This is a genomic window from Parapusillimonas granuli (assembly GCF_013416525.1).
In the GTDB taxonomy this organism is placed as follows: domain Bacteria; phylum Pseudomonadota; class Gammaproteobacteria; order Burkholderiales; family Burkholderiaceae_B; genus Parapusillimonas; species Parapusillimonas granuli.
The window spans coordinates 516,996-542,113 of record NZ_JACCEM010000001.1 but is presented as its reverse complement, the minus strand read 5'-3'; the positions used below and the strand labels follow the sequence as shown (position 1 = coordinate 542,113).

Here is a 25,118-nt window from a genome sequence, read left to right as displayed (position 1 = left end):
TTCAGAAGAGAAAGAAAAGGCTTCCCATGAAAATTCAGCAAGTCATCACAGCCGTCGGCCGCCACGGATTTGTGCACAAGGACCTCGCCGCGATCAAGCTCGGTGCACGTGCCAACGGCTTCCTGTTCGAGGGCCCCGCCATCACGCCAGGATTCCAGCGCATCGTCCAGCCCGGCAAGGTGCTTTCGATCATGCTGAAGCTGGAAGACGGATCGATCGCGCACGGAGACTGCGTAGACGTGATTTTTGCCGGGGCGGCGGGACGCGACCCGCTGTTCGCTCCGGATGACCATTTAAGGTCATTTCAAGAACATGTTGCGCCGCGCCTGATTGGCCGCGACACCAGCAGCTTCGCGCCTTTGGCGCGCGAGTTCGATGAGCTGCGGGTCGATGGCAAGAAACTCCATACGGCAATACGCTATGGCTTGAGCCAGGCATTCCTGCATGCGGCGGCCCTATCCACGCGCGAGCTGGCCGTTCAGGTCGTCGATCGTGAGTTCCACACAGGCATCGGCGACGCGCCCATCCCCATTCTGGTTTCCGTTGCCAAGACCGATCAGATTCTGCTGGACCGAATGATCCTGAAGCGCGTGCCCCTGCTTCCGCATGCAAGCTTCACTGTCGTCGAAACGGACCTGGGGCATGACGGGCACAAGCTTCTGGATTTCGCTCAGTACCTGTCCGATCGCATCCGCCAAATCGGGGACGCCGACTACCTGCCCAGGATCCATCTGGACACATACGGAACACTGGGCGAACTGTTCGGCGCGGATACGGAGGCCATGGCAGACTACCTTGCCCGCATTCAGGATACCGTCGCCCCCTATCCCTTCCTGATCGAGTCTCCCATCATTGCCGCTACCCGCGAAGACCAGATCGAGCGCTATGCCGCCCTGCGGGACACGCTGCGCCGAAAAGGCATAGATGTACGGGTGATTGTCGATGAATGGTGCAACACGCTTGAGGACATCCAGGCATTCAGCCACGCACAGGCGGCCGACATGGTGCAGATAAAGCTGCCCGACCTGGGCAGCCTGACGAACACGATCGAAGCCGCCCTATTCTGCAACAGCGCAGGGTTGGGCTACTGCCTGGGCGGGACAGCGAATGAAACAGATCAGTCCTCACGGCTTACCACTCATGTCGCGCTGGCCTGCCGACCCGATTTCATTCTTGCAAAGCCCGGCCTGGGAGGCGATGAAGCTTTGATGATCCAGGAAAACGAGATGCGCCGCACGATAGCCATCCTGGAGGCCGCATGAACATCGTAGGCAGCCCCCCTACGGGCCTTCCCCTATCAGCCGGCCAATATGGGCGTGTTTCACTGCAGATCGAGGAAACCTCCCCAGGCAAGCATAGCGGTCACATCATACTGCCCTGGTCACGCAATGAGTCGGGCTGGGGCACGCTGCGCATTCCCTTCGGCATGGTCGTCAATGGCAATGGCCCGACCGCTTTGCTGACCGGAGCGAATCACGGAGACGAACTGGAGGGCGCGGTTGCGCTGCTGGATTTTTATCAGTCGGTCGATGTGAACGACATCGCCGGCGCCGTACTGCTGGTGCCCATGCTGAACTATCCAGCGTTCCTCGCCGGCCGGCGCTTGTCCCCCATCGACGGCGGCAACATGAACCGCAGCTTCCTCGGCCGCTCCGATGGCACCTTGACCGAACAGATCGCGCACTTCGTGGAAAGCGAACTGATAGAGCGAGCGCAAGCCGTGCTGGATATCCATTCCGGCGGCAGGACAATGATGTTCCATCCCTTTGCCGTTTCACACAAGCTGCCTTGCGAATTGGCGAGCGAGCGGGCACGCCAGGCGTTGCTGGCGTTCGGCGCACCGATCGGGCTGGTGCTGGAAGAACTCGATAGCCGAGGCATGTTGGACGACGCCGTCGAATCGCGCGGCAAGCTGTTTCTTTCAACCGAGCTGGGCGGCGGCGGCTCAACGACGCCTGACAGCCTGCGAATCGCCCGCCGCGGCGTGCACAACTTCCTGGCGCATCTCGGCATATTGCAGGCCGACCCCGTGCCCGCGCCGCAGCCCACGCGCCTGATGACCAATGATGCGTCGGGCTATTTGCTCAGCCAGGAAGAAGGTCTGATCGAGTATGTGGCCGACCTCGGCGATATCGTCAACGAAGGACAAACGCTGGCCCGCCTTTATGACACTCGCTCGCTGGGCGGCAAGCCAAAGGCCTTGCGGGCTCCCGCGTCGGGCATGCTGATCGGCCGCCTGCACGGGGGCTTGGTGCGGTCGGGAGACTTTCTTGCGCTGATCGCCATAGACCTCTGATTTCCCGAGTAACGATTCAATCCACTGTCTACGGAACCGCCCTCATGTCTTTACCTTTTACCAAGCAAGAATACGCGGAACGCGCCGAAAGAGTACGCGACCGGCTGCGCGCTGCGGGCATGGACGCGCTGCTGGTCTCCGACCCGGCCAATATTTACTGGCTCACCGGAGCGCAGGACTGGTGCTTTTACACGCCACAATTCGTGGTGATCGCGGCCGACGCCAAGCGCCATCCCGAACCCTACTGGATCGGACGCGCCATGGACGCCTCGGGAGCCAGGCTGTCGTGCTGGATGCGGCCCGGCCAAATCCGCAGCTACCCCGAATCCTGCGTCCAAACGTCGCGCGCGCATCCATCGCTATATGTGGGACGCTTATTCGATGAGCTGGAATTGTCTGACGCCGCGATCGGCTATGAGTCCGACAGCTATTATCTTTCCCCCCGCAGCTTTGCGCAGCTGCGGCACGCACTGCCCAATGCGAGCTTCCATGATGCCGACTTGCTGATCAACTGGCTGCGGGCGATAAAGAGCGAACGCGAAATCTCCTATATGCGCCAGGCTGCTGCAATCGCTCAGGCGGCGATGCAGGCGGCTTACGACATCATCGCGCCGGGCGTACGGCAGTGCGATGTCATCGCCGCGGCCTTGAAAACCCAAATTTCCCCCAATACATCTTTCGGTGGCGATATGACCGGCCTCAGTCCCATCATTCTCGCCGGCGAAAAAGCATGCACCGCCCATCCGGCCTGGACGGACGAGCCGCTGCATGACAATCAAACCATTGCTCTCGAACTCGGTGGCTGCCGCCGCCGCTATAACTGCGGCCTGGCCCGCACCGTCCACATCGGCAAGGCGGTTCCGGACCTCGTACGCCGCACGTCCGACGCCGTGCGCGAAGGGATGGACGCCGTGCTTTCGGCAGCGCGGCCGGGAGTCGTCGCCAGGGACCTGCACACAGCCTGGCAACGAGTACTCACCCGCCATGGCCTATCCAAAGAAAGCCGAATCGGCTACTCCATCGGTGCGGGATTCTGCCCCGATTGGGGAGAGCATACGATCAGCCTGCGCCAGGAAGACACGACGGAACTGCAAGCAGGCATGACGTTCCACGTGATCCTCGGAATGTGGCAGGACGACTGGGGAATGGAGCTCTCCGAGACCATACTGATTACTCCTGATGGCGTCGAATGCCTGACCGAATTCGATCGTGGCATTTTTCTCAAGCATTGACACTCATGAGGACCACGCATGAAAGCTGAGGCCACACACCCGGCGGGGCAACCCGCAGTCATCATGACCGACGTCCACAAATGGTTCGGCGAACATCATGTGCTCAACGGCATCAATCTGACGGTCCATAAAGGGGAGCGCCTGGTGATCTGCGGCCCCTCGGGGTCGGGCAAGTCGACCTTGGTACGGTGCATCAACCGGCTGGAGGCTCATCAGCAAGGCACCATCATGGTGGACGGCATCGAATTGACGGGCGACAGCCGGAACATCGACGAAGTCCGCCGCGAAGTGGGCATGGTGTTTCAACAATTCAATCTGTTTCCGCACCTCACCGTGCTGCAAAATTGCATGCTGGCGCCTGTCTGGATACGCAAGGTCCCCAAGAAAGCCGCCCAGGAAATCGCTCTGCACTTCCTGGAGCGGGTCAAGATCCCGGATCTCGCGGATCGCTATCCGGGCCGGCTCTCAGGCGGCCAGCAGCAACGCGTCGCCATCGCACGCGCATTATGCATGACGCCAAAAATCATGCTGTTCGACGAACCCACGTCCGCACTCGATCCGGAAATGGTCAAAGAGGTCCTGGACACCATGTGCTCGCTCGCCGACGAAGGCATGACCATGCTTTGTGTGACGCATGAAATGGGCTTCGCCCGGCAGGTCGCGCACCGAGTCGTTTTCATGGATGCGGGCAGCATCATCGAGGAAAACACGCCCGAGCTTTTCTTCACCCATGCCCGGCATCCGCGTACCCGGACATTCCTGGAGCAGATTCTGTGATCAGCACTTCTCCCGCCCTGGATACCGGCTTGTATCGGGCGCCATGGCAGCCGCTCATGGACCCAGCTACCGGCGAAGCCGTCGCGCACGTCGGTTGGGCGGCCACGCAAGACATGCGAGCCGCCATAGATGCCGCCGAGGGCGCTTTCCCCCTCTGGCGCGGGACGCTGGCTTGCGAGCGAGGCAACGCCTTGAGACGATGGGCCAGCGCGATGCGCCGGAAAAAAACCCAATTGGCCCAGATCATCGTGCTGGAACAAGGCAAGCCCCTTGCCGAGGCGGAAGCGGAAGTGCTCTATGCGGCCGGCTTCAAGCAATCAGGACTTGGCCGCGAGGGGTCTCGCCACGGCATCCAGGAATACATGGAACTGAAATATGTGTGCGTGGGCGATCTGGCCGGATGACGGCCGGAATGGCCACGCGCCAGCGCGGCGTCGCGCATTGCAAACCAACGCCCTATCAAAGGAATCGCAATGACCACCTCCGATATCGATAGTATCGCCATGATGGACCGCAGCACCGTCATGCACCCCTTCACGCATCTGAAAAACCACGCAAGCGGCAAAGACGACGGCCCCATCATCATCGATGGCGGACGAGGGATACGCATCACGGATGCCGCCGGCCGCAAGTACATAGACGGGTTCGCCGGCCTGTATTGCGTGAACATCGGCTACGGCCGTACGGAAGTCGCGCAAGCCATCGCCGACCAAGCGCGCAAGCTTGCTTATTATCACTGCTATGCCGGGCATACCACCGAAGGCCTGGCACGGCTATCGGACCGGCTCGTGCGCATGGCGCCGGGCCGGATGAGCAAGGTCTTCTATGGGCTCTCGGGTTCGGATGCAAATGAGACCAATATCAAGCTGGTGTGGTACTACCATAACCTGATCGGCAAGCCCAAGAAGAAAAAAATCATTGCGCGCGAACGCGGCTACCACGGCTGCTCCATCGTATCCGGCTCACTGACGGGCCTGAGCTTCTATCACGATTACATGGACCTGCCCGTGTCGGGCATACTGCGCGCGGGCGTTCCGCATCATTACTGGGGCGGGCGCCCGGGCGAATCCGAAGAAGCGTTTTCCGAGCGGCGTGCAGCGGAGCTGGAGGCAATGATACTGCGCGAAGGCCCCGACACCATCGGCGCGTTCATTGCGGAACCGGTGCTGGGCACCGGCGGCATTACCCCGCCCCCATCAGGCTACTGGGACAAGATCCAGGCCGTACTGCGCAAGCATGAAATCTTGCTGATCGCCGACGAGGTCATCACCGGCTTTGGAAGAATAGGAACTCCATTCGGCTCCCATCTATATGGCATGGAACCGGACCTCATCACTTCCGCCAAGGGCCTCACCGCCGCTTACGCGCCGCTGTCGGCCTGCATCATCAGCGAAAAAGTATATGCCGCCATGGAGCAGGCCAGCGACCGTATCGGCGCTTTTTCCCATGGCTATACCTACTCCGGCCATCCTCTGGGCGTGGCCGCCGCCAATGCCGTGCTGGATATCGTCGAACGGGACGGGCTGATCCATTATGCTGCCGAAACGGGGGCCTACTTACAGCAACAGATGCAGCAAGCATTCTCCGGCCTTCCTATCGTCGGAGAGGTACGCGGTGTCGGCATGCTCGCAGCCATTGAATTCGTGGCAGACCCGGCAAAAAAACTGCGCTTCGACGCCGCGCTCGGCGTGGGCGCACGAATCTCCGCCGCAGTGCGCAAGCGCGGCCTGATCGCACGCGCCATGCCTCACGGCGATATCCTGGGCTTTGCCCCGCCGCTCATCGCCACTCGCGAGGATATCGACGAAATCGTCGCCATCACCAAGGAAGGGATTGCCGAAGTCATGGAGCAGCTCTGAAGCAACCCATCCGGGAACGGAGCGGGGCCGGGGCCCAGCCCCGCCGCCCCGGCCGCCGTCAGCGGCTCATGCCGCGGGCGCTGATGGGCCAGACGGCTTCCACGCGGTCGCCGCGCATGGCGACGACGCAGTCGTGCAGATTGAAAGTGGGGTCGCAGTGGCCGGGGATGAGGCGGACCTTGTCGCCCAGGCGGGGGCCTTGCGCGCCTTCGTCTATGCTGAGCATGCTGTGCTCGTCGTTCACCGCCACGCAGCGCACGCCCTCGTAGCCGACCAGGCCCGGCATGCCGCTTTCGGCGGTGGTGGACTTCAGGCCGACGTCCAGCACGGCGCGGTCGGGGGATGGGGCGCTCATGACGGTGGCGAGCAGGAACAGGCTGTGGCGGAAGGCCAGCGTGTCGTCCCAGTCTATGCCGCCGTAGTCCGTGTCCATGAAGGCATAGGTGCCGGCCTGGATCTCGGTGAAGACGTCGCTCTTGACGTCGAAAGCGGCCGTGCCGGTGCCGCCGCCCGTGACGACCGGGCAGGCGATGCCGGCCTGTTCGAGCGCCTGCAGATGCTTGCGGATCAGCTTGACGGCCTTGTCCCAGGACTTTTGCCGCTGTTCCAGGCTGCGCTTGTGTTGCAGGCCGCCATGGTAGGCCTGGATGCCGGCGAAGCAGACTTGCGGCAGGCGCTCGACCAGCTGCGCCAGCGCGACCAGCTCTTCGGGGGACTGCACGCCGCAGCGCTTCTGGCCGACGTCGATCTCGACCAGCACGCCCACGCTGGCTTTTTCGGCCAGCATGGCGTCGGACAGTTCCTGCGCGGCGCGAGCGTCGTCGACGCAGACGGTGATTTGCGCCTGTTTGGCCAGGCGCGCCAGCAAGGCCAGCTTCTGTGCGCCGACCACTTCATTGCTGATGTGGATGTTGCGGATGCCGGCGGCGATGAAGGGAATGACTTCCGTTACTTTCTGGCAGCAGATGCCGACGGCGCCCAGCGCCAGCTGGCGCAGCGAGATCTCGGGGCAGCGATGCGCTTTCGCGTGGGGGCGGAGTTCGACCCCATGGCGCTCGGCCAGGACCTGCATGGTGCGCAGATTGTCTTCGAAAGCGTCCAGGTCGAGGACCAGCGCCGGCGTATCGACGGCCGACAAGGGGTCGCCCACCCGGGCGATGGGCTGGACACAGAGATCGGCCGGCGCCGCCACGTGTGTATCCGCCAGTGTAAGTGCTCCCATTTCCGTCTCCGTAGTCGGTTTAAACTGTTGGCCTCGCAGGCCGCACGGTAACCCAAGCGTATGTTTGCAGCAACAGGCTGAATTGCCCCTCGTGGTAAATCGGCGTAAAGTCGTCAATAACTTTACCGGTCACGCTTTTTATATTTAGTGTCTTTCGCAAACGGCAACCGGAATCGCATCTCTATGTTCGATATATTGGTTTATTTGTTCGAAACCTACTATACACCGCAAGCCTGTCCCGAAGCGGATGTATTGGCCCATAAGCTTGCCGCGGTCGGTTTCGAGCACGAAGACATCGACGAAGCGCTAGGCTGGCTGCATGGCCTGGCCCAATCCACCGAGCAATGCGGCCAACTGGCGCATGCCCCCCAGCGCAACAGCACCCGCGTCTTCACCAGCGACGAATACCATCACCTGGGCACCCAGGCCATCGGTTTCATCACCTTCCTGGAGAACTCGGGCGTGCTGCCGCCCGCGCTGCGCGAAATCCTGATCGAACGCGCCCAGGCCACCAGCGAATCCCCGATTTCGCTGGCCAAGATCAAGATCATGGCGCTGATCGTGCTTTGGAGCCAGGAAGCCGAAGTCGACCACCTTGTATTCGAAGAGCTACTGGCCGACGATCACACCCGCTTGTCGCACTGAACCACAGGGCGCATGGCATTTTCCGCAAGCAAGAGTACCGTTCCATACCGGGGGCGTTTTGCCCCCAGCCCAAGCGGGCCGCTGCACAACGGTTCACTGCTGGCCGCCATGGCCAGCTATCTGGACGCCCGGGCCCGCCATGGCGAATGGCTGCTGCGCATCGAAGACATCGACACGCCGCGCGTGGTGCCGGGCGCGGACCGATACATCATGCAACAACTCCAGGCCCTGGGCATGCGCTGGGACGGCGAGCCCGTCTGGCAGTCGCAGCGGCTTCCCCTGTACCAGCAAGCCTTCGACGCCCTGGCCGCGCACGATCGCGTCTATGGCTGCGCGTGCACGCGGCAGGAACTGCCCCCCGAAGGCCCGTATCCCGGAACCTGCCGCCATGGCCTGCCCGCGGGCCGGCGCACGCGCGCCTGGCGCTTCCGCGTCCTGCCCGGCATCGAGCGCTATACGGATCGCTGGTACGGGCCCCAGGAGCAGGACGTGCTGGCCGCAACGGGCGATTTCATCATCAAGCGGGCCGACGGCTTGTGGGCCTATCAACTGGTGGTGGTGGTGGACGATGGCGACCAGGGCATCACGCATATCGTCCGCGGCGCCGACCTGCTGGAGTCCACGGCGCGGCAGCGGGTGCTGGCGCGCGCGCTGGGGCTGCGGTATCCGGAAGTGATGCACGTCCCGCTGCTGTGCGATGAGACGGGCCGCAAGCTGTCCAAGCAGAACCATGCCGCCGCGATGGATCTGAGCGACCCCGTCCTGACGCTGAACAGGGCGTGGCAGGCCCTGGGCTTCGAAGCGCTGCCCGTTCCCGACTGCCGGGCATTCTGGGCCGCCGCGGTGGGGCATTGGGCCGCCCGCTTCGGCGAGCGGCACCGGCCTTAGGCGTCCGGCCCCAGTGGCCGCAAGTCCTGATCCAGCAAGCGCCGCAGCAGCCCCGTGCCGTGGCTTCCCACCCGGATTTCACCATAGCGCGCGGACGCATAGCGGTCGGCCTGGCCTTCCGGAAAGAACCAGGCGTCGGTGACGATGCGCACTTCGTGATTGCGCAGGCGGAATTCCAGCAGCACGCTGCCGTCGGGCAACGGGTCGCCGCCTGCGTCACGGTCCGCCAGCATGCCCGCCAGCCGCCAGACGCCCTGCGCGTCGCGGCGCAAGATCATGAAGCCGCCACGCCGGGCATTGACGGCCCGCGCCTCCGGCGTGGCGCCATCCCGCAGCGCATTGCGCAACTGCTCCGCCGGTTCGAAACGCAAGGCCATGTAGTCGCCCTGCATCAGCGATCGCGGGTCGACGGGCGCCAGCGCCAGCACGACCGTCGCCCCATTCCTCAGGATGCCTTCCCGCTGCCGGATCCCGGCATTGACGACGGCCAGAATCAGCAGCAGCCCGGCCACCAGCCCGACGGAGCCGCGCAGGACGGGCCGCCGCGGCGCCCCATGCGCCGCCCGATCCTCTTTGCCCGGCGGCTCGAGGACATGCCCCAAGGCAAGGCCTGCCAGCGCCAGCCAGCCGCCGGTCAGCGCCAGCACCAGGGACTTCTGCAGCAGGGTGGAATCCAGCATGTAATAGAAACGGCTCAAATAGGCCAACAGGCCCAGGACGGCGAAGGCCAGCAGGCTGCGGCTGCCGAAAGCCCGGGCCAGCACCAGCCACAACAGCGCCATGGACACGCCCGGCGCGCCCATCCAGCCCACGGACGCCAGCGCCAGCGCCGCCGGCGCCGCCAGCCTGAGAGCCGGAGGCACCCCCGGGGCGCGCCACAGAACCGCCGCCAGCACGCACACGGGCAGCGCCGCGCAGGCAAGCCATAGAAGCGCGACTTCCGGAGCACCGCCCCAGGCGGACGACAGGCCGAACACGGCCGGTGCGGGCGCCGTCCAGGCCAACAGCTGGACGACGCAGCTCAAGGCCCACGCCAGCGGCATCACCCCCCAGCGGCGGCGCTGCTGCCCGATGGCCCATGCCAGAACGGCCGCCACCGCCAGCCACCACAAGCGGAAATAAGCGGGCAAGGCGCCGGACAGGGACGCGCCGCCGTCCAGCAGGCCCGGCACAGCGGCGCCCTCCGGCCAGCCCAGGACGAGAAGCGCGACGAGGACGGCGAAGGCGCAAAGAAAACGCAGGACGGCATTGCCCGCCAGGCGGTACATGGCCAGGCCATAGGCCAGGATGAGACCGCCGCGCGCAACGGCGGCCGGATCATCGAGCGCATACAGGCCGCCCACGCTCATGAATACGCCCGCCGCGCCCAGCACCAGCCCGGCCTCCTGCGCCAGGCGCCCCGGCTTTGCGCGCGCCAGGACGATGCCGGCGGCGCTGGCGCACAGCCCCGCCGCCCAGGCGGTGCCCGCGTCCGCCCCCAGCGTGATGAAAATGAAGACGACCAGCAGGGCGGCGGTGAACGCCATGGTGCCCAGCCGGAATAGGCTGATGAACCAGGGGAAGGACTGGTCCGTGTCCGGCGCCCCATCAGGCTCCCGGTCCGCGCGCCAGAGGCGCAGCAAGCGGTGCACGCCCAGCCCGGCCACGGCGGTCAGCGCCAGGACGCCGCCGAGCAGCGCCGCTTCCGACCGGATGGACGACAGCAGCGCCACGGCGAACAGCGCGAACGCCGCCAGGCCGGCCAGCGCCACCATGGCCAGGTCCGGCTTGCGGACGGAATACAGGTAATAGGCCGCCGCCGCGAGCAAGCCGCCCAGCCCCATCAGGCGCCATGCCGCGAAATCGGCGTCCAGCACCGCGAGCTGGGCCGCGAGCAGCCAGCCCCCCGCCGTCATGAGCAATGCGCGCGGCCCGATCCGCCAGGCGTCGCCCAGCCTGCCGGCCGCCGCCTCCCACAGCGCCAGCAGCAAAATATTCAAGCCCGCCAGCAAGATGCCGCCCGCCGCCGGCGTGTCGCCCAGAATCGCCCCGAACACGCCCGAGCCGAATATGCCCAGGTAAAGCGCCGCCGCCACGTTCGCCAGGCACGCGCACAGTAGGCCCAGGAATACGCCCGGACGGGCCAGGAGCCAGGGAATCAACAAAAGCGCCCACAGCAGGAAGAGCTGCCAGGAATCGGCGCCGGTCTGATATATTTGGCCGAAAAGCGCCAGCAGCCCGCCGGTGGCGACGGCGGCCAGGTCCAAGGCCAGGACAGGCGAAGGCGGGCCCGAAATCTGCCTGCCGCCAATCACCCGCCCCGCGGCGGGGGGCCGGGCCGGGCGGCACGCCGCCAGCAGCAGGCCCGCCAGCAGGATCTGCGCGCCGGCCAGCTTCTGGAAAGCCGTGGCGTGTTCCCAGTTGGCGGCAACCCAGCATATGCCGGCCGCCCCCAGCAGCAGGCAGCCCAGCGCCAAGGCCGTTTTCCGCAGGAAGTCCGGCCAGCGGGCCCAGGCTGGGAAAGCGGATTTATCACCCTCGACTTGCATAGTGCGTTTCTCACCTCGTATTATCCGCGCTATTGCTGCTGAAATGCAGTTATTGGAATCACATGACTAAAACGCTCATTATTGCCGAGAAGCCTTCGGTGGCCCTGGATATATCGCGCGCCCTGGGTGGGTTCACCCGGGAAGGCGACTATTTCGAAAGCGATCGCTATGTGCTGGCCTCCAGCATCGGCCATCTGCTCACCCTGGTCGCCCCCAACGACCCTGTCCGTGGCAAATGGAGCTTTACGCATCTTCCCGTCATTCCTCCCAAATTCGAGCTCGGCCCCACCGACAAGCGTTCGGCGGAACGCCTGAAACTGCTGGTGAAGCTGCTCAAGCGCAAGGACGTCACCGCCGTCATCAACGCCTGCGACGCGGGCCGCGAGGGCGAGCTCATTTTCCGCTACATTCTGCAATACTCCGGGGTGAACAAGCCCGTCCAGCGGCTGTGGCTGCGCTCCATGACGCAAGCCGCCATACGCGAAGCCTTCGAAAACCTGCGCGATGACGCCGCCATGAAGCCGCTGGAGGCCGCCGCGCGCTCGCGCGCCGAAGCCGACTGGCTGGTGGGCATCAACGGCACCCGCGCCATGACGGCCTTCAACAGCAAGGACGGCGGTTTTTTCAAGACGCCGGTGGGCCGGGTGCAGACGCCGACGCTGGCCATCGTCAATGAACGCGAAGAACGCATCCGCAGCTTCGTGCCCCGCGACTACTGGGAAGTGCATGCCACGTTCGTGGCCGCCGGCGGCCTGTATGCCGGCCGCTGGTTCGATCCCAAGTTCGCCAAAGACGAACGCGACCCCGAAAAGCGCGATTCCCGGCTCTGGTCGCGCAACGCCGCCCAGACCATCGTCACAGCCTGCCTTGGGCAGCCCGGGCACGTCACGGAAGAATCCAAGCCCTCGACGCAAATCTCGCCCGCGCTGTTCGACCTGACCTCGCTGCAGCGCGAAGCCAACTCCCGCTTCGGGTTTTCGGCCAAGACCACGCTGGCCCTGGCGCAAACCCTGTACGAACGCCACAAGGCGCTGACCTACCCGCGTACCGATTCACGCTATCTGCCCGAAGACTATCTGCAAACGGTGCAGCACACCATGGAAGCCTTGGCCGAAGGCGGGTCCTCGGCGGCCGCCGGCGTCCGGCCCTTCGCTGCGACCATCTGCAAGCAGAAATGGGTCAAGCCCAACCGGCGCATCTTCGACAACAAGAAGGTGTCCGACCACTTCGCCATCATCCCCACGCTGCAGATTCCGCGCGAACTGAGCGAGGCCGAAGGCAAGATCTACGACCTGGTCGCCAAGCGCTTCCTCGCCGTGTTCTTCCCCGCCGCCGAATTCAGGCTCACCACCCGCATCACCGAGGTATCGGGGCACCATTTCAAGACGGAGGGCAAGGTCCTGGTGTCTCCCGGCTGGCTGGCCATCTACGGCCGCGAGGCCCAGGGCGACGACGCCAACCTGGTGCCGGTCGCCGAAGGGGAAAAAGTCAAGACCGAGGACGTCCAGGTGAAGGACCTGGTCACCAAGCCGCCCGCCCGCTACACCGAAGCCACGCTGCTTTCCGCCATGGAGGGCGCCGGTAAGCTGGTGGACGACGAAGCCCTGCGCGAAGCCATGTCGGAACGCGGCCTGGGCACGCCCGCCACCCGGGCGGCCATCATCGAAGGCCTGCTGAACGAAGGCTATCTGCGGCGCGAAGGGCGCGAGCTCGTTCCCAGCGCCAAGGCCCGGCAGCTCATGACCCTGCTTTCCGGGCTGGGCGTCAACGAACTGACCTCGCCCGAGCTCACCGGCGAATGGGAACACCGGCTCAAGCAGATCGAGCAGCGCGAACTCGACCGCGACGCCTTCATGCGGGAAATCGCCCAGATGACGCAGGTGATCGTGAAACGGGCGAAGGAATACGAACGCGACACCGTGCCCGGCGACTACGCCACCCTGTCGACGCCCTGCCCCAAATGCGGCGGGGTGGTCAAGGAAAACTACCGCCGCTACGCCTGCACCCAGTGCGATTTCTCCATCGGCAAGCACCCGGGCGGGCGCACCTTCGAAATCCCCGAAGTGGAAGAATTGCTGTCCAAGCGGCAGCTCGGCCCCCTACCCGGCTTCATCAGCAAGATGGGGCGTCCCTTCTCCGCCCTGCTGCGCATCACCGACGAATACAAGCTCGAGTTCGATTTCGGCCAGAAAGAAGACGAAGACACCGAACCGGTCGACTTCTCGGGCCACACGCCCGTGGGCGACTGCCCCAAGTGCGGGCACAAGGTCTATGAATACGGCATGAATTATGTGTGCGAGAAATCCGTGGGCCCCGACAAGACCTGCGATTTCCGCAGCGGCAAGATGATTCTGCAGCAGGAAATTTCGGCGGAACAAGCCCGGAAACTGCTCAGCGAGGGCAAGACCGACCTGCTGGACGGCTTCGTATCCAGCCGCACGAACCGCAAGTTCAAAGCGTATCTGGTCAAGCAGCCCGACGGCAAGATAGGCTTCGAATTCGAACCCCGCGCCGAAAAGGCCGGGACGAAAACCGCGGCGAAAACCGCCACGGCCGCCAAGGCGGCAAGCAAGACGGCCGAAAAAGCGGCGCCCAAGAAGGCGGCAACCAAGACCGCGACCAAGGCGGCGCCCAAGAAAGCCGCGGTCAAGAAGGCCGCCGTGAAGAAGGCGCCGGCAAAAAAGGCGGCCGGCAAGACTGCCGCCAAGAAGGCCGCCACGGCCACCGCGAACATCGATTCCTACGACGACGACCCACCGTTCTGACCGGGCGGCCGGGGCCCCTCGGCTTCCATGGGCGGCGGGCCGCCGCCTATCAGTGTTTTCCCTAGTTTGGCATCCTGCCCTGGTCCTCGTAGAATCCTTGAACTTACCGATCGTTCGGTAAGTTCAAGGATTCTACCCGCCCGCTATTCCCCACGCCAGTAAGGAGACAAATGAATACTCTCTTGCACGCCGTCGTGGCGCTCGCCGCCTCGATGAGCGCCGTCCTGCCGTCCGCCGCCGGCGCCGACGCCGGCTATCCCGACAAACCCATCCGCCTGGTCGTGCCCTTCGCCCCCGGCGGCGGCGCCGACTATAGCGCCAGGCGCTTCGCCCAGCCCTTGTCCGAGGCCCTGAAGCAGCCCATCATCATCGACAACGTGCCCGGCGCGGGCGGATCCATGGGCGCCAACAAAGTCGCCAAAGCCGCGCCGGACGGCTACACCCTGCTGTACACCACGCCCGGCCAGCAGATGACCGCGCCCTATCTGATCGAGAACCTGCCCTACGACGCTTTCAAGGACTTGCGCCCCGTCAGCCAGCTCACCGCCGGCACCAACGTGCTCGTCGTCAACAAAGACTTCCCCGCCCGGTCGGTGCGGGAACTGATCGACCACGTCAAGAAGAACCCCGGCACGGTCAATTTCGCCAGCTCCGGCATCGGCTCCACCAGCCATCTGGCGGGCGAACTGTTCAAGAAAATGGCCGGCGTGGACATCGTCCACGTGCCCTACCGCGGCTCGGCGATCGCGGCCGCGGACGTCATCGGCGGCCGCGTCGAAATGTCCATCGACACCTTGAGCGTCTACCTGCCGCATATCCAGTCGGGCGCCGTGCGGGCATTGGGCGTTTCCACGCTGGAACCCAATCCCATCATTCCCGACGTCCCGCCCATCGCCAAAACCCTGGACGGCTTCGAAGCGTCGCCGGTGAATTACATCAGCGCCCCCGGCGGCACGCCGGAGCCGATCATCAAGAAGCTCAGCGAGGCGATCATCGCGGTGGCCGAGGATCCGGCCCTGCGGGCCAACTTCGCCTCCACCGGCTCCAGGCTGGCCGGCAGCACCCCCGCGGAAATGGAAGCGCTGGTCCGCAGCGAGCAGAAGCGCTGGAAAGAGGTGATAGACAGCGCCGGCATCGCCGTGACGAACGCCAAATGAATCGAAACCCCACATTCATGCAACAGGAGCATTCATGAACAGACTCTTCAAGCAACTGAGGCTGGCCGGCGCCGTGATCGGGCTTGCCTGCGCCGTGTCCACCGCCCATGCGGAAACCTATCCCGACCGTCCCGTGACCATCATCGTGCCGTACGCGCATGGCGGCGTGACCGATCTGTATGCGCGCTCCATCGGCGATTACCTGGGCCGCCACTGGAACACCCAGGTCATCGTCGACAACAAGGGCGGCGCCGGCACCATGATCGGCACCCAGCACGTCAGCCGCGCCAAGCCCGACGGCTACACCATCCTGCTCACCAGCTACGCCTTCACGTCCAACCCGATATTGCGCAAGGACCTGAACTACGACCCCGGTTCGTTCGAGCCCGTCATGCTGCTGGGCAACAGCCGCAGCATGCTGGTCGTGAACAGCCAGAGCGAGCTGAAGACCCTGGACGACGTCATCGCCAAAGGCAAGCAATCGCCCGGCAACCTGAAATTCGCCTCGTCCGGCAACGCGTCCAGCCCCCATATCGCGGCCGAACTGTGGGCCAAGGAAGTCGGCGTGACCATCACCCATGTCCCATACAAGGGCACGGCGCCGGCCATGAACGATCTGTACGGCGGGCTGGTGGACGGCATTTTCGACGGCCCCAGCTCCATCAACAGCGTCCGCGCCGGCCGGCTGCGCGCGCTGGGCATCGCCCACGACACCCGGCACCCCGCCGCACCCGAAGTCCCCACCTTCAAGGAGCAGGGCATAGACCTGGTCTTCGGCAGCTGGTTCGGCTTCCTGGCGCCCAAGGGCACGCCCCAGCCCGTTCTTCAGAAAATCAACCGGGGCCTGAACGATGCGATCAAGGACCCGCAGGTGCGCGGCGTGCTCGACAAGGCGGGCTTGTTCGTGTCGGGCGGCACGCCCAAGGAATTCGCCGATTTTCTGGCGTATGAATCAAAGCGCCTGCAAGGTCTGGTGGATGCCGGCGTGCAGTTGGTCGTCCAATAGCCCACCATGGAAGCAAACGTGATGAATTTCAAGCATATAGAAGTCGAGAAGCAGGATGGCGTGGCCATCGTCTACCTGAACCGCCCGCCCGTCAACGCGCAGAACGCCGAGCTGCGGGCGGAACTGATCGGCGCATTCGACGCCTTCAACGACGACGATGACGTACGCTGCATCGTCCTGACCGGGCGGGGCGACGTCTTCTCGGCCGGCGCCGACATCTCCGAGCGCCCCGCCATCAAGAAACGCGGCCCGGGCGCCTATTGGAACCACAACCGCCTGGTGCGCGAGGCCTCGCTCTCGATCGCCGACTGCAGCAAACCGGTGATCGCCGCCGTCAACGGCCCGGCCATCGGCGCCGGCTTCGGCCTGATGGCCGCCTGCGACATCTGGATCTGCTCCGACAACGCCTATGTGTCCATGCCGGAGATCAACGTGGGCCTGGCCGGCGGCACCGCGCTGCTGCAGCGCGTGTTCGGCAAGTCGCGCGCGCGCCGCATGTTCTATACCGGCATGAAGGTTTCCGCCGACGAGCTCTACCGCGTCGGCCTGATCGAAGCCAGCCTGCCGCGCGAGGAATTGATGCCTTACGCGCTGGATCTGGCGCGCGAAATCGCCGGCAAGGCGCCCCTGGCGCTGCAATACGCCAAGCAGGCGGCCCAGGTCACGCTGTCGATGCCGCAGCGCGAAGGCTACCGCTACGAACAGAACATCACGGTCGCACTGTCCAATACGGAAGATGCGCAGGAAGCCCAGCGGGCCTTCCTGGAAAAGCGCCGCCCTCAATACAAGGGGCGTTGACATGCGGCATGCACTGAACGAGCGCTTCCTGTCCTTGCCCTCCAGCGGCAATGACGAAACGGGAAAGTACCTGGAATTCCAGAACGAAGTCCGCCAATTCGCGCAACGGAACTGCCCGGACGACATCCGCGAGAAAGTCAGGAACGGCGAAAAGGTCACGCGCCCCGTCTACAGCCGGTGGCAGCAGATCCTGTGCAAGCAGGGCTGGGCCGCGCCCAGCTGGCCCAAGGAGCACGGCGGCACCGGCTGGGATCTGCGGCAGCGCATGATCTTCGAAGAGGCCATCGCCGACTTCGACTGCCCGCCGCTGTACCATCACGGCCTGGGCCATATCGGCCCGGTCATCATGCATTTCGGCACGCCGGAGCAAAAGGCGAAGTACCTGCCCCGCATCATCGACACCTCGGACTGGTGGTGCCAGGGCTATTCCGAGCCCAATTCAGGGTCGGACCTGGCTTCGCTGCAGACGCGCGCGGAGCGCCACGGCGACCATTACGTAGTCAATGGCCAGAAGATCTGGACCTCGCACGGCCACGAAGCCAATATCATCTACCTGCTGGTGCGCACGTCGCGCGAAGCCAAGAAGCAGGACGGCATCTCGCTGCTGCTGGTCGACATGGACACGCCGGGAATCACCGTGCGCCCCATCGAGACCATAGACGGCTGGCATCACGTCAACGAAGTCTTCTTTGAAAACGTGCGGGTGCCGGCGGATCGCCTGGTGGGCGAAGAAGGCAAAGGCTGGAACTGCGCCAAGTATCTGCTGGAACGCGAGCGCCTGCCGCCGGCCAGCGTCGCCCAGCTGGTGCGCCAGTGGCGCCGGGTCGCGCATCTGCTCTGGGACAGCCGGCGGGAAAACGCCCGCGACCGCGACTATGCCGCGCTGGACCAGCGCATGCTCATGCTGGCCGCGCAGATCAAGGGCGCGCGCGAAATGCTGGCGTCGGCCATCGACGACATGATGCAAAAGCGCCCCCTGGGCGCGAAGCCTTCGGCCCTGAAGCTCATGTGCAGCCTGGTGGCCCAGGCGCTGACGGAAGTGGCCCTCCGGGTCACCGGGCCGGCAGCCACGCAGCGCTTCCTGACGGAGCAGGGCGGCCAGACCGACGCCGGCCTGTGGCTGCAGAACTATCTGTTCACCCGCTCGAAGACCATCGCCGGCGGAACGACGGAAGTCCAGCGCAATGTCGTCGCGCGTGAATTGCTAGGAGCATGATCCATGGCTTTTGAACCAGCAGTTGTTTTTCCGGGCGTCCTGTTCGACGGCGCCGAACGCTACGCCAAGGATGTGTCCGCGGCGACTCCCGCTTCGTCCATCATCCAGGAGATGGGCTGGGGCGGCACCCTGATCCCCGAGGCGGAGGGCGGCTACGGCGGCCGCTTCAACGACCTCGGATCCCTCATCGAAGGCATGGCGGCGCGCGCCGTCAACCTGCCCGTCATGACGCGTTGCGGCATCGTGCCCGCCATGCTGGGCGCGGCGCCGGCGAACGCGGCCGTCGAGCGGCTGCGGGCGCAAATCGCCGCCGGCGAGGCCTGCGTCGAATTCGCCGGCCCGCTGAGCCGGCGTGAAAGCGGGACCGCGCCCACGCTGTCTTCGGCGGCGGGCGCCCCGGTCCTCGCGGGCAGCCTGGAGCCCGTCGAGCTGACGGACGAATGCACCCACATCCTGTTCAACGCCGTCGACGCCGCCACGGAGGAAGCCCTGGTCATCCTGCTGGATGCCCAGGCGCTGGGCGGACGGACGGCGTCCTACGTCACCGTCGAGGGCCGCAGCGTCCGGCGCCTGGACCTGAACGGCTGCACGCCGGCCGGCGTCGGCATACTGGCCCGCGGCGCCGCCGCCACGGCCATGCAGTCCGCCGGCTGGCGCATCGCCCAGGCGGCGGTGGCCGCCGACATCGTGTGCACCATGAACTACGCGCTCGCCGAGACGCTGCGGTATCTGCAGGAAAGAAAACAGTTCGGACAGGCGCTGGCGCAATTCCAGGTGCTGCGCCATGACGCCGCGAAGCTGTACGTGACCTTCGAAAGCTGCAAATGCCTGCTGATGTCGTCCCTGCGCTCGCTGGACGGCGCAAAAGGCGCCGCCGAAAGCGCGGCGGCATTCGACCTGCTCGGCCTGTACGTGCGCGAACAGGCGATAGAATTCGCACAGGCGGTCATCCAGTTGCACGGCGGCATGGGCATGACGCGGGAAACCCTGGCGGCCCGCATGGCCACGCGCCTGATCGCGCTGGCTTTCCGCTACGGGGACGCCTGCAGCCACGTGAAGGCGCTGGGCGAATTTCAGGGAGCGGCCGGCCAATGAACCAAGCAGCAATGGAGGTCCACGCCCTGGACCCCTTCTTCAATCCACGATCCGTCGCCATCATCGGCGCCTCGTCCGACCCGTCCAAGCTGGGCGGCAGGCCCATCCGCTTCCTGCGCGCAGCGGGCTACGCCGGCCGGATCTACCCGATCAACACGCGCTCGGAGACCGTGCAAGGGCTGCAAGCCTATCCGACGCTGGCCGACATCCCGGGCGAGGTCGATCAGGCGCTGATCATCGTTCCCGCGTCGGCCGCGCCCGATGCGCTGCGGGCTTGCATCGCCAAGGGCATCAAGGCCGTTCAGGTGCTGAGCTCGGGTTTCGCCGAAGAAAGCGAAGAGGGCCGCCTGCGCCAGGAAGAGATGTCCGCCCTGGCCGCGCGCCATGGCGTGCGCCTGCTGGGTCCGAACTGCCTGGGCATCGTCAGCGTGCGGAACCGCTATTTCGCCACGTTCTCCACCGCCCTCGAAGCGCTCGTTCCACAGCCGGGCGGCATCAGCTTCGCCACGCAAAGCGGCGCCTTCGGCTCCTGCGCCTATGCCCAGGCGATCCAGCGCGGACTGGGCATCGCCCGCATCGTGGCGACCGGGAACGAAGCGGACATCGACGTCACGGAATGCATCGACTTTCTGGCGTCGGACCCCGAGACCCGCGTCATTTGCGCCGCCATCGAAGGCTGCCGGGACGGCAACCGGCTGCGCCGCGCCCTGCTGAAGGCGGCCGCGGCGGGCAAGCCGGTCATCCTGATGAAAGTGGGCAGTTCGGCCACCGGCCAACAGGCCGCCGCCACCCACACCGGCGCGATCGCGGGCGACGACAAGATCTTCGACGTCGTGTGCCGGGAATGCGGCGCCTGGCGGGCGCAATCCATCGAAGAAATGCTGGACATCGCCTATGTGCGCAGCCAGCTTGCCGAGCCCGCGAACGACCGTGCCAACATCATCACCGTGTCCGGCGGCATCGGCGTCCTGATGGCGGACGACGCGGAACGCCACGGCGTCGCCGTCCCCGCGGCGGCGCCGGCGCTGCAGGCCCGGATACGCGGCATCGTGCCCTTCCTGGTGGGCGTGAATCCGCTGGACACCACGGCACAGATCGGCGCCATCAAGCGCGGCATACCGGACCTGGCCGAGCTCGTCATCCAGGAAACCGATTGCGCCACGCTGTTCCTGTACCTGGCGCAGATTCCTTGCGACCCGCGCCGCTTCGTGCCCCTGCTGGCGGACCTCGCCGAACTGCGCCGGAAGTACCCGGACCGCCTGCTGGTGCTGATCGGCCCGTCGGACGACGAGATGCGCCGGCAGCTGGAGGCGCAGGGCCTGGTCATCTTCTCCGATCCCGGCCGCGCAATGCGCGCCGTCGGCGCGCTGTGCGAGATCGCGCGGCGGCGGGCTTCGCTGCATCCCGGCCTGCCCGATCCCGGCCGCCGGGCGCGGCGGCCGGACGTGGCGGTCGATCCGCGCGCCGGCTCCTTGAACGAGATGCAGGCCAAGCGGCTGCTGTCGGAATACGGCTTGCCGGTGCCGCCGGAAGCCCTATGCCGGACGGAAGCCGAGGCCGTCGCCGCGGCACAGCGGCTAGGCTACCCCGTGGTCGCGAAAATCGTCTCGCCGGACATCCAGCACAAGACCGAATTCGGCGGCGTGGTCCTGGACCTGGCCGACGCGGATGCGGTGCGCCGGGCTTTCGGCGCCCTGATGGGCAAGGCCGCCGCGCTGCCCGGCTCGCCCCGGATCGAGGGCGTGCTCATTGCGCCCATGATCCGCAAAGGCACCGAAACCATTCTGGGCATCCATGTGGATCCGATCTTCGGTCCCATGGTGATGTTCGGCCTGGGCGGCGTGGCCGTGGAATTGTTCCGCGACGTGGCCTTCGCCTCGGTGCCGCTCTCGCCCGCCCGCGCCGAACAATTGATCCGTTCGGTCAAGGCCTCGCAACTGCTGTTCGGATGGCGCGGCCGGCCCGCCCAGGATGTCGGCGCGCTGACCAGGGCGCTCATGGGCCTGTCGGACTTCGCGCAGGACTGGGCGCAAGTCCTGGAGGGCGTGGACGTCAATCCCTTCGTGGTGCTCGACGAGGGCGCCGCCTGCCTGGACGCGGTGGTTTCCTGCAACGCGGCCTCCTGAAGCCGGGAGCGATGGCTGCGCGGGCCTGCCTGACCCGCGCAGCCACCTTCTATAATCCGGGCGTACGGCAGTCTTTCGAGGAGCATGCCCTAACCCATTCACGAGGCCCGTTTCATGGCGGCAAGAGACCCCGATCGTCGACACAAAATCATTGAAGCGGCCCGCCGCATATTCGCCCGCCATGGTTACGAGGGCGCGTCGATCAGCATGATCGCCGCCGAAACCGGGCTGACCAAAGCGGCCCTGTATCATCACTTCACCAGCAAGGAAGCCATCTACCGCGCCAGTTCGCGAACCGGCATGGACGAGCTGCTGATGGAGGTCGGCAACGCGCTGGATAAGACGGGGCCGCACCCCATAGACCGCCTGCGCGCTTACATGCACGCTTCGGCCGCCCGGTTCGAAAGAAATCAGGACAGCTGGATGTCTGGCTCGGCGATTTTCTGGACGACGCATTCCAGCGAGACGCGGTCCGAGGTCCTGCGGGTGCGGGATGAGTACGAAGGTGTACTGAAGGACATCATCCACGAGGGCATGGCGTCGGGCGTGTTCCGGAAGGACATCGACGTCGATCTATCCAGCAAGTTCCTGCTGTCCATCGTGAATCAGCTGCCTCGGTGGTACCGGAAGGGGGGGAAGTACAGCGCGGTGGAGATCATAGACATCTATCTGGACACCTACCTGAACGGGGTGCTCGACACCGCCCGCACCCCATGCCTCACCGCCCGTACACCAGTTCCTTGAAGAACAGGGAGATCTCCGGCACGTAGGTGATCACCATCAGGCAGGCCACGACCACCGCCACGAACGGCAATAGCGGCCGGATCAAGCGTTCTATGGACAGATTGGCCACCGCGCAGGCCGCGAACAGATTCACGCCGAAAGGCGGCGTGACCATGCCCAGCGCCAGATTGACCACCATGATGACCCCGAAGTGCGCGGGATCGACCCCGAACTGCATGGCCACGGGCAGCAGCAGCGGCGCCAGCACCACGATGGACGCCGACGTCTCGATGAACATGCCGATGATGAACAGCGCCACGTTCACGCCCAGCAGGAACGTGTACTTGTCGCTGAAGAGCTGGCCCAGCCAATCGCCCAGCGCGGCGGGAATGCCGGCCCGGTTCAGCAGGAACCCGAACACGCCCGCGTTCGCGATCACGAACATGATCACCGCCGTCGAAATCACCGAACGATGCAGCGTGTGCGACAGCGACGAGAACGTGATCTTCCGGTACACGAAAATGCCGACCGCCAGCGCATAGACCACCGCCACCGCCGACGCCTCGGTCGGCGTGAAGATGCCGCCGTAGATGCCGCCCAGGATGATGACGGGCATCAGCAGCGCGAGCCAGGAACGCTTGAACGCCGGCCACAGCGCGAGCCTGCCGTCGCCGTCGTGCTTGCCATAGCCGTGCCGGCGGGCATACAGCCATACATAGACCATGAGCGCGCCGCCGATGAGCAGGCCCGGCCCGATGCCGGCGATGAACAGTTCGCCCACCGAGGTGTCCGTGGCCACCGCGAACAGGATCATGGGGATGGACGGCGGTATGATCACGCCCAGTTCGGCGGCCGACGCCTGCAGCGAGGCCGCGAAGGGCTTGGGGTAGCCGTGCTTGACCATGGCCGGGATGAGGATGGCGCCGACGGCGAAGGTGGTGGCCACGCTGGAGCCCGCCACCGCGGCGAAGATCATGCAGGTCAGCACGCAACTGCAGGCCAGGCCGCCCTGCACGCCGCCCACCACGCTCTTGGCGAAGTCCACCATGCGTTCGGAGATGCCGCCGGCTTCCATCAGGTTGCCGGCCAGAATGAAGAAGGGCACCGCCACCAGCGGGTATTTGTCGAGCGCCGCGTAGATTTGCTGCGCGATCACCAGCCAGGTCATCTGGCCGTCGTACGCCACCCCCAGCATGCTCGCCAGGCCGATGGACACCGCCACCGGCACCGACAGCGCGAAGAACAGCAGCATCGAAACGACCATCAACTGGGACATAGTCCTTCCACGTTCATGTCAGATCACGGTTTCGTCGACCGTGGCCGTCTGGCGCGGGCCTTCGGCCCACTGCGCCAATACGGCGGCCATGGCCAGGACGGCCCCGATGGGGATGGCGATATACACCCAGGAAATGGAGATGTCCAGGCTGGGCATGGTCTGGAAGCGCACGCGCCAGGTCATCTGGCCGCCGACCCAGGCCATGAAGCCCAGGAAGCCCAGGCAGATGGCGAGGATGAGGTGCTCGAGGCGGCGCTTGTTGCGGCCTTTCAGGAAGCCGTGCAGCATTTCGACGCTGAGCATGGCGCCTTGCCGGAAGGCCAGCGAAATGCCCAGCATCACCGTCCAGATCAGCGATGCGCGCGTCCAGGCTTCGCTCCAGTCGGCCGGCGACTGGAGCACGAAGCGCGCCACCACCTGATAGAAGCCCGCGACCACCGCGGAAACGATCAGCAGCTGGGCCAGCGCCGACACCAGTCGGAACAGGCCGCGGTCCAGGAGGCGAAGGGCCGACACGATGCGGTCGCTTTACTTGGTGTTGCGGATGGACTCGACCAGTTCCTTGCCGAACTGCTTGTAGTATTGCGGGTAGACCGGTTCCACGGCCTTCTGGAAGGCCGCGTGGTCGACGGTGTTGACCTGCATGCCCTGCTTCTTGACCTCTTCTATGCCGCTTTTTTCGACCTGGTCGACATAGGCGCGCATGGCGACGGCCGCGTCGTGCCCGGCCTTCTTGAAAGTGGCCTTGTCGGCGGCGGACAGGCCGTCATAGACGGCCGGGGACATGAGCACCAGCGCCGGCCCATAGACGTGCGAGGTCAGGGACAGGTACTTCTGCAATTGCGGCAGCTTGGCCGAAACGATGACGGACATGGGGTTTTCCTGGCCGTCGATCGTGCCCTGCTGCAGCGCCGTGGCGACCTCGGGCCATGCCATGGGCGTGGCCAGCACGCCCAGTTCCCGGAAGGCGGCGATGTGGATGGGGTTTTCCATGGTGCGGACCTTCAGGCCCTTGGCGTCGGCCGGCTGCGCCACGGGCCGGGTGTTGTTGGTCATTTGCCGGAAGCCCTGTTCGCCCCATGCCAGCGCGATCAGGCCGCGCTTGGGGAATTCCTCGAGCATCTTCTGGCCGATTTCGCCGTCCAGCACCTTGCGCGCATGCGCCAGGTCGCGGAAAAGAAAGGGGATGTCGAACACGCCGGTCTTGGGAACGAAGTTCAGCGTGGCGCCGGTGGAGACGATGGCCAGGTCGATGGTGCCCAGCTGGATGCCCTCGATGACTTCGCGCTCGCCGCCCAGGGCGCTATTGGGGAACTGCTGGATCTTGAACTGGCCGTTGGTGCCGCCCTCGACGGTTTTCGCGAAGGCTTCGGCCCCGACCCCGTAATGGGAGTTGGTGGAAAGCGCATACGCCATCTTCAGGGTTTTGGCGGCCATGGCCGGCGTGGCGGCGAACACGCCCGCCACGGACACGGCGAGCATCAGTTTGGAAAACCAGGTCTTGCGCAT

Annotated in this window: 21 protein-coding genes; 16 read left to right on the top strand and 5 right to left on the bottom strand. The window is 65.2% G+C overall.

The window, feature by feature from the left end:
• The first annotated feature begins 26 nt into the window (after nt 1-26).
• The 6 genes from H0A72_RS02530 to H0A72_RS02505 all read left to right on the top strand — a co-directional run bounded on the left by H0A72_RS02530 (nt 27) and on the right by H0A72_RS02505 (nt 6,164).
• Nucleotides 27-1,262 (top strand): methylaspartate ammonia-lyase, encoded by a 1,236-nt coding sequence (locus tag H0A72_RS02530; RefSeq protein ID WP_180153467.1) that lies wholly within the window; start codon nt 27-29, stop codon nt 1,260-1,262.
• Entirely contained in the window at nt 1,259-2,296 is a 1,038-nt protein-coding gene (locus H0A72_RS02525; RefSeq protein ID WP_180153466.1) for a succinylglutamate desuccinylase/aspartoacylase domain-containing protein, read from the top strand. The genes H0A72_RS02530 and H0A72_RS02525 overlap by 4 nt, the downstream gene beginning before the upstream one ends.
• 44 nt (nt 2,297-2,340) lie before the next feature.
• Nucleotides 2,341-3,528, top strand: a complete 1,188-nt coding sequence (locus H0A72_RS02520) for a M24 family metallopeptidase (protein ID WP_180153465.1) — start codon at nt 2,341-2,343, stop codon at nt 3,526-3,528.
• 63 nt (nt 3,529-3,591) lie between these two features.
• Nucleotides 3,592-4,305, top strand: coding sequence for an amino acid ABC transporter ATP-binding protein (locus tag H0A72_RS02515; RefSeq protein WP_281389347.1), 714 nt, complete (start codon nt 3,592-3,594; stop codon nt 4,303-4,305).
• Nucleotides 4,302-4,709 carry an aldehyde dehydrogenase family protein gene (locus H0A72_RS02510; protein WP_180153463.1) on the top strand — a complete coding sequence of 136 codons (408 nt, stop codon included), beginning with the start codon at nt 4,302-4,304 and terminating at the stop codon, nt 4,707-4,709. The genes H0A72_RS02515 and H0A72_RS02510 overlap by 4 nt, the downstream gene beginning before the upstream one ends.
• A gap of 69 nt (nt 4,710-4,778) precedes the next feature.
• Nucleotides 4,779-6,164, top strand: coding sequence for an aminotransferase (locus tag H0A72_RS02505; protein WP_180153462.1), 1,386 nt, complete (start codon nt 4,779-4,781; stop codon nt 6,162-6,164).
• 58 nt (nt 6,165-6,222) lie between these two features.
• Here H0A72_RS02505 and H0A72_RS02500 read toward each other — a convergent pair whose 3' ends face one another.
• Nucleotides 6,223-7,386 carry a DSD1 family PLP-dependent enzyme gene (locus tag H0A72_RS02500; protein WP_180153461.1) on the bottom strand — a complete coding sequence of 388 codons (1,164 nt, stop codon included), beginning with the start codon at nt 7,384-7,386 and terminating at the stop codon, nt 6,223-6,225.
• 183 nt (nt 7,387-7,569) lie between these two features.
• Here H0A72_RS02500 and H0A72_RS02495 point away from each other — a divergent pair, with 183 nt between their 5' ends.
• Together H0A72_RS02495 and gluQRS are read left to right on the top strand one after the other, a co-directional pair.
• Nucleotides 7,570-8,031 (top strand): Smg family protein, encoded by a 462-nt coding sequence (locus H0A72_RS02495; RefSeq protein WP_180153460.1) that lies wholly within the window; start codon nt 7,570-7,572, stop codon nt 8,029-8,031.
• A 12-nt stretch (nt 8,032-8,043) separates the two neighbouring features.
• Nucleotides 8,044-8,919 (top strand): tRNA glutamyl-Q(34) synthetase GluQRS, encoded by an 876-nt coding sequence (gluQRS, locus tag H0A72_RS02490; protein ID WP_180153459.1) that lies wholly within the window; start codon nt 8,044-8,046, stop codon nt 8,917-8,919.
• Here the strand turns inward: gluQRS and H0A72_RS02485 are convergent.
• On the bottom strand, nt 8,916-11,447 hold the full coding sequence (locus H0A72_RS02485) for a GDYXXLXY domain-containing protein (protein ID WP_180153458.1): 2,532 nt from the start codon (nt 11,445-11,447) through the stop codon (nt 8,916-8,918). The genes gluQRS and H0A72_RS02485 overlap by 4 nt on opposite strands.
• 62 nt (nt 11,448-11,509) lie before the next feature.
• On the opposite strand from H0A72_RS02485, the gene H0A72_RS02480 reads away from it, so the two are divergent.
• The 8 genes from H0A72_RS02480 (at nt 11,510) to H0A72_RS02445 (ending at nt 22,354) form a co-directional block, all read left to right on the top strand.
• Nucleotides 11,510-14,212: a DNA topoisomerase III gene (locus H0A72_RS02480; protein ID WP_180153457.1), complete on the top strand. Its 2,703-nt coding sequence runs from the start codon at nt 11,510-11,512 to the stop codon at nt 14,210-14,212.
• Between the two features lie 170 nt (nt 14,213-14,382).
• Nucleotides 14,383-15,369, top strand: coding sequence for a Bug family tripartite tricarboxylate transporter substrate binding protein (locus H0A72_RS02475; RefSeq protein WP_246437019.1), 987 nt, complete (start codon nt 14,383-14,385; stop codon nt 15,367-15,369).
• A 34-nt stretch (nt 15,370-15,403) separates the two neighbouring features.
• On the top strand, nt 15,404-16,375 hold the full coding sequence (locus tag H0A72_RS02470) for a Bug family tripartite tricarboxylate transporter substrate binding protein (RefSeq protein ID WP_180153456.1): 972 nt from the start codon (nt 15,404-15,406) through the stop codon (nt 16,373-16,375).
• 21 nt (nt 16,376-16,396) lie between these two features.
• Complete coding sequence (locus H0A72_RS02465; protein WP_180153455.1) at nt 16,397-17,173, top strand: enoyl-CoA hydratase/isomerase family protein; 777 nt, start codon at nt 16,397-16,399, stop codon at nt 17,171-17,173.
• Between the two features lies 1 nt (nt 17,174).
• A complete protein-coding gene (locus tag H0A72_RS02460; RefSeq protein ID WP_180153454.1) occupies nt 17,175-18,389 on the top strand; it encodes an acyl-CoA dehydrogenase family protein in 1,215 nt (404 codons plus the stop codon).
• 3 nt (nt 18,390-18,392) lie between these two features.
• Nucleotides 18,393-19,484, top strand: a complete 1,092-nt coding sequence (locus H0A72_RS02455) for an acyl-CoA dehydrogenase family protein (protein ID WP_180153453.1) — start codon at nt 18,393-18,395, stop codon at nt 19,482-19,484.
• Nucleotides 19,481-21,610, top strand: coding sequence for an acetate--CoA ligase family protein (locus tag H0A72_RS02450; protein WP_246437020.1), 2,130 nt, complete (start codon nt 19,481-19,483; stop codon nt 21,608-21,610). Before H0A72_RS02455 ends, H0A72_RS02450 begins: the two co-directional genes overlap by 4 nt.
• Nucleotides 21,611-21,724: 114 nt before the next feature.
• Nucleotides 21,725-22,354, top strand: coding sequence for a TetR/AcrR family transcriptional regulator (locus H0A72_RS02445; RefSeq protein WP_180153452.1), 630 nt, complete (start codon nt 21,725-21,727; stop codon nt 22,352-22,354).
• Here the strand turns inward: H0A72_RS02445 and H0A72_RS02440 are convergent.
• From H0A72_RS02440 to H0A72_RS02430, 3 genes are read right to left on the bottom strand one after another with little or no spacing between them, the layout of a single operon-like run.
• Nucleotides 22,329-23,609 (bottom strand): TRAP transporter large permease, encoded by a 1,281-nt coding sequence (locus H0A72_RS02440; RefSeq protein ID WP_180153451.1) that lies wholly within the window; start codon nt 23,607-23,609, stop codon nt 22,329-22,331. The genes H0A72_RS02445 and H0A72_RS02440 overlap by 26 nt on opposite strands.
• 18 nt (nt 23,610-23,627) lie before the next feature.
• The gene (locus H0A72_RS02435) at nt 23,628-24,125 is read right to left on the bottom strand and encodes a TRAP transporter small permease subunit (protein WP_180153450.1); all 498 of its coding nucleotides are present in this window, start codon (nt 24,123-24,125) and stop codon (nt 23,628-23,630) included.
• Nucleotides 24,126-24,137: 12 nt separating this feature from the next.
• Nucleotides 24,138-25,118 (bottom strand): TRAP transporter substrate-binding protein, encoded by a 981-nt coding sequence (locus H0A72_RS02430; protein WP_180153449.1) that lies wholly within the window; start codon nt 25,116-25,118, stop codon nt 24,138-24,140.

Excerpts from the sequence above, each read along its gene's own strand:
- H0A72_RS02430 (WP_180153449.1), bottom strand. The coding sequence starts at position 25,118 with ATGCGCAAGACCTGGTTTTCCAAACTGATGCTCGCCGTGTCCGTGGCG.
- H0A72_RS02440 (WP_180153451.1), bottom strand. The coding sequence starts at position 23,609 with ATGTCCCAGTTGATGGTCGTTTCGATGCTGCTGTTCTTCGCGCTGTCG.
- H0A72_RS02465 (WP_180153455.1), top strand. The coding sequence starts at position 16,397 with ATGAATTTCAAGCATATAGAAGTCGAGAAGCAGGATGGCGTGGCCATC.
- H0A72_RS02450 (WP_246437020.1), top strand. The coding sequence starts at position 19,481 with ATGAACCAAGCAGCAATGGAGGTCCACGCCCTGGACCCCTTCTTCAAT.
- gluQRS (WP_180153459.1), top strand. The coding sequence starts at position 8,044 with ATGGCATTTTCCGCAAGCAAGAGTACCGTTCCATACCGGGGGCGTTTT.
- H0A72_RS02520 (WP_180153465.1), top strand. The coding sequence starts at position 2,341 with ATGTCTTTACCTTTTACCAAGCAAGAATACGCGGAACGCGCCGAAAGA.
- H0A72_RS02485 (WP_180153458.1), bottom strand. The coding sequence starts at position 11,447 with ATGCAAGTCGAGGGTGATAAATCCGCTTTCCCAGCCTGGGCCCGCTGG.
- H0A72_RS02495 (WP_180153460.1), top strand. The coding sequence starts at position 7,570 with ATGTTCGATATATTGGTTTATTTGTTCGAAACCTACTATACACCGCAA.
- H0A72_RS02470 (WP_180153456.1), top strand. The coding sequence starts at position 15,404 with ATGAACAGACTCTTCAAGCAACTGAGGCTGGCCGGCGCCGTGATCGGG.
- H0A72_RS02445 (WP_180153452.1), top strand. The coding sequence starts at position 21,725 with ATGGCGGCAAGAGACCCCGATCGTCGACACAAAATCATTGAAGCGGCC.
- H0A72_RS02515 (WP_281389347.1), top strand. The coding sequence starts at position 3,592 with ATGACCGACGTCCACAAATGGTTCGGCGAACATCATGTGCTCAACGGC.
- H0A72_RS02530 (WP_180153467.1), top strand. The coding sequence starts at position 27 with ATGAAAATTCAGCAAGTCATCACAGCCGTCGGCCGCCACGGATTTGTG.
- H0A72_RS02455 (WP_180153453.1), top strand. The coding sequence starts at position 18,393 with ATGGCTTTTGAACCAGCAGTTGTTTTTCCGGGCGTCCTGTTCGACGGC.
- H0A72_RS02500 (WP_180153461.1), bottom strand. The coding sequence starts at position 7,386 with ATGGGAGCACTTACACTGGCGGATACACACGTGGCGGCGCCGGCCGAT.
- H0A72_RS02460 (WP_180153454.1), top strand. The coding sequence starts at position 17,175 with ATGCGGCATGCACTGAACGAGCGCTTCCTGTCCTTGCCCTCCAGCGGC.
- H0A72_RS02525 (WP_180153466.1), top strand. The coding sequence starts at position 1,259 with ATGAACATCGTAGGCAGCCCCCCTACGGGCCTTCCCCTATCAGCCGGC.
- H0A72_RS02475 (WP_246437019.1), top strand. The coding sequence starts at position 14,383 with ATGAATACTCTCTTGCACGCCGTCGTGGCGCTCGCCGCCTCGATGAGC.
- H0A72_RS02480 (WP_180153457.1), top strand. The coding sequence starts at position 11,510 with ATGACTAAAACGCTCATTATTGCCGAGAAGCCTTCGGTGGCCCTGGAT.
- H0A72_RS02505 (WP_180153462.1), top strand. The coding sequence starts at position 4,779 with ATGACCACCTCCGATATCGATAGTATCGCCATGATGGACCGCAGCACC.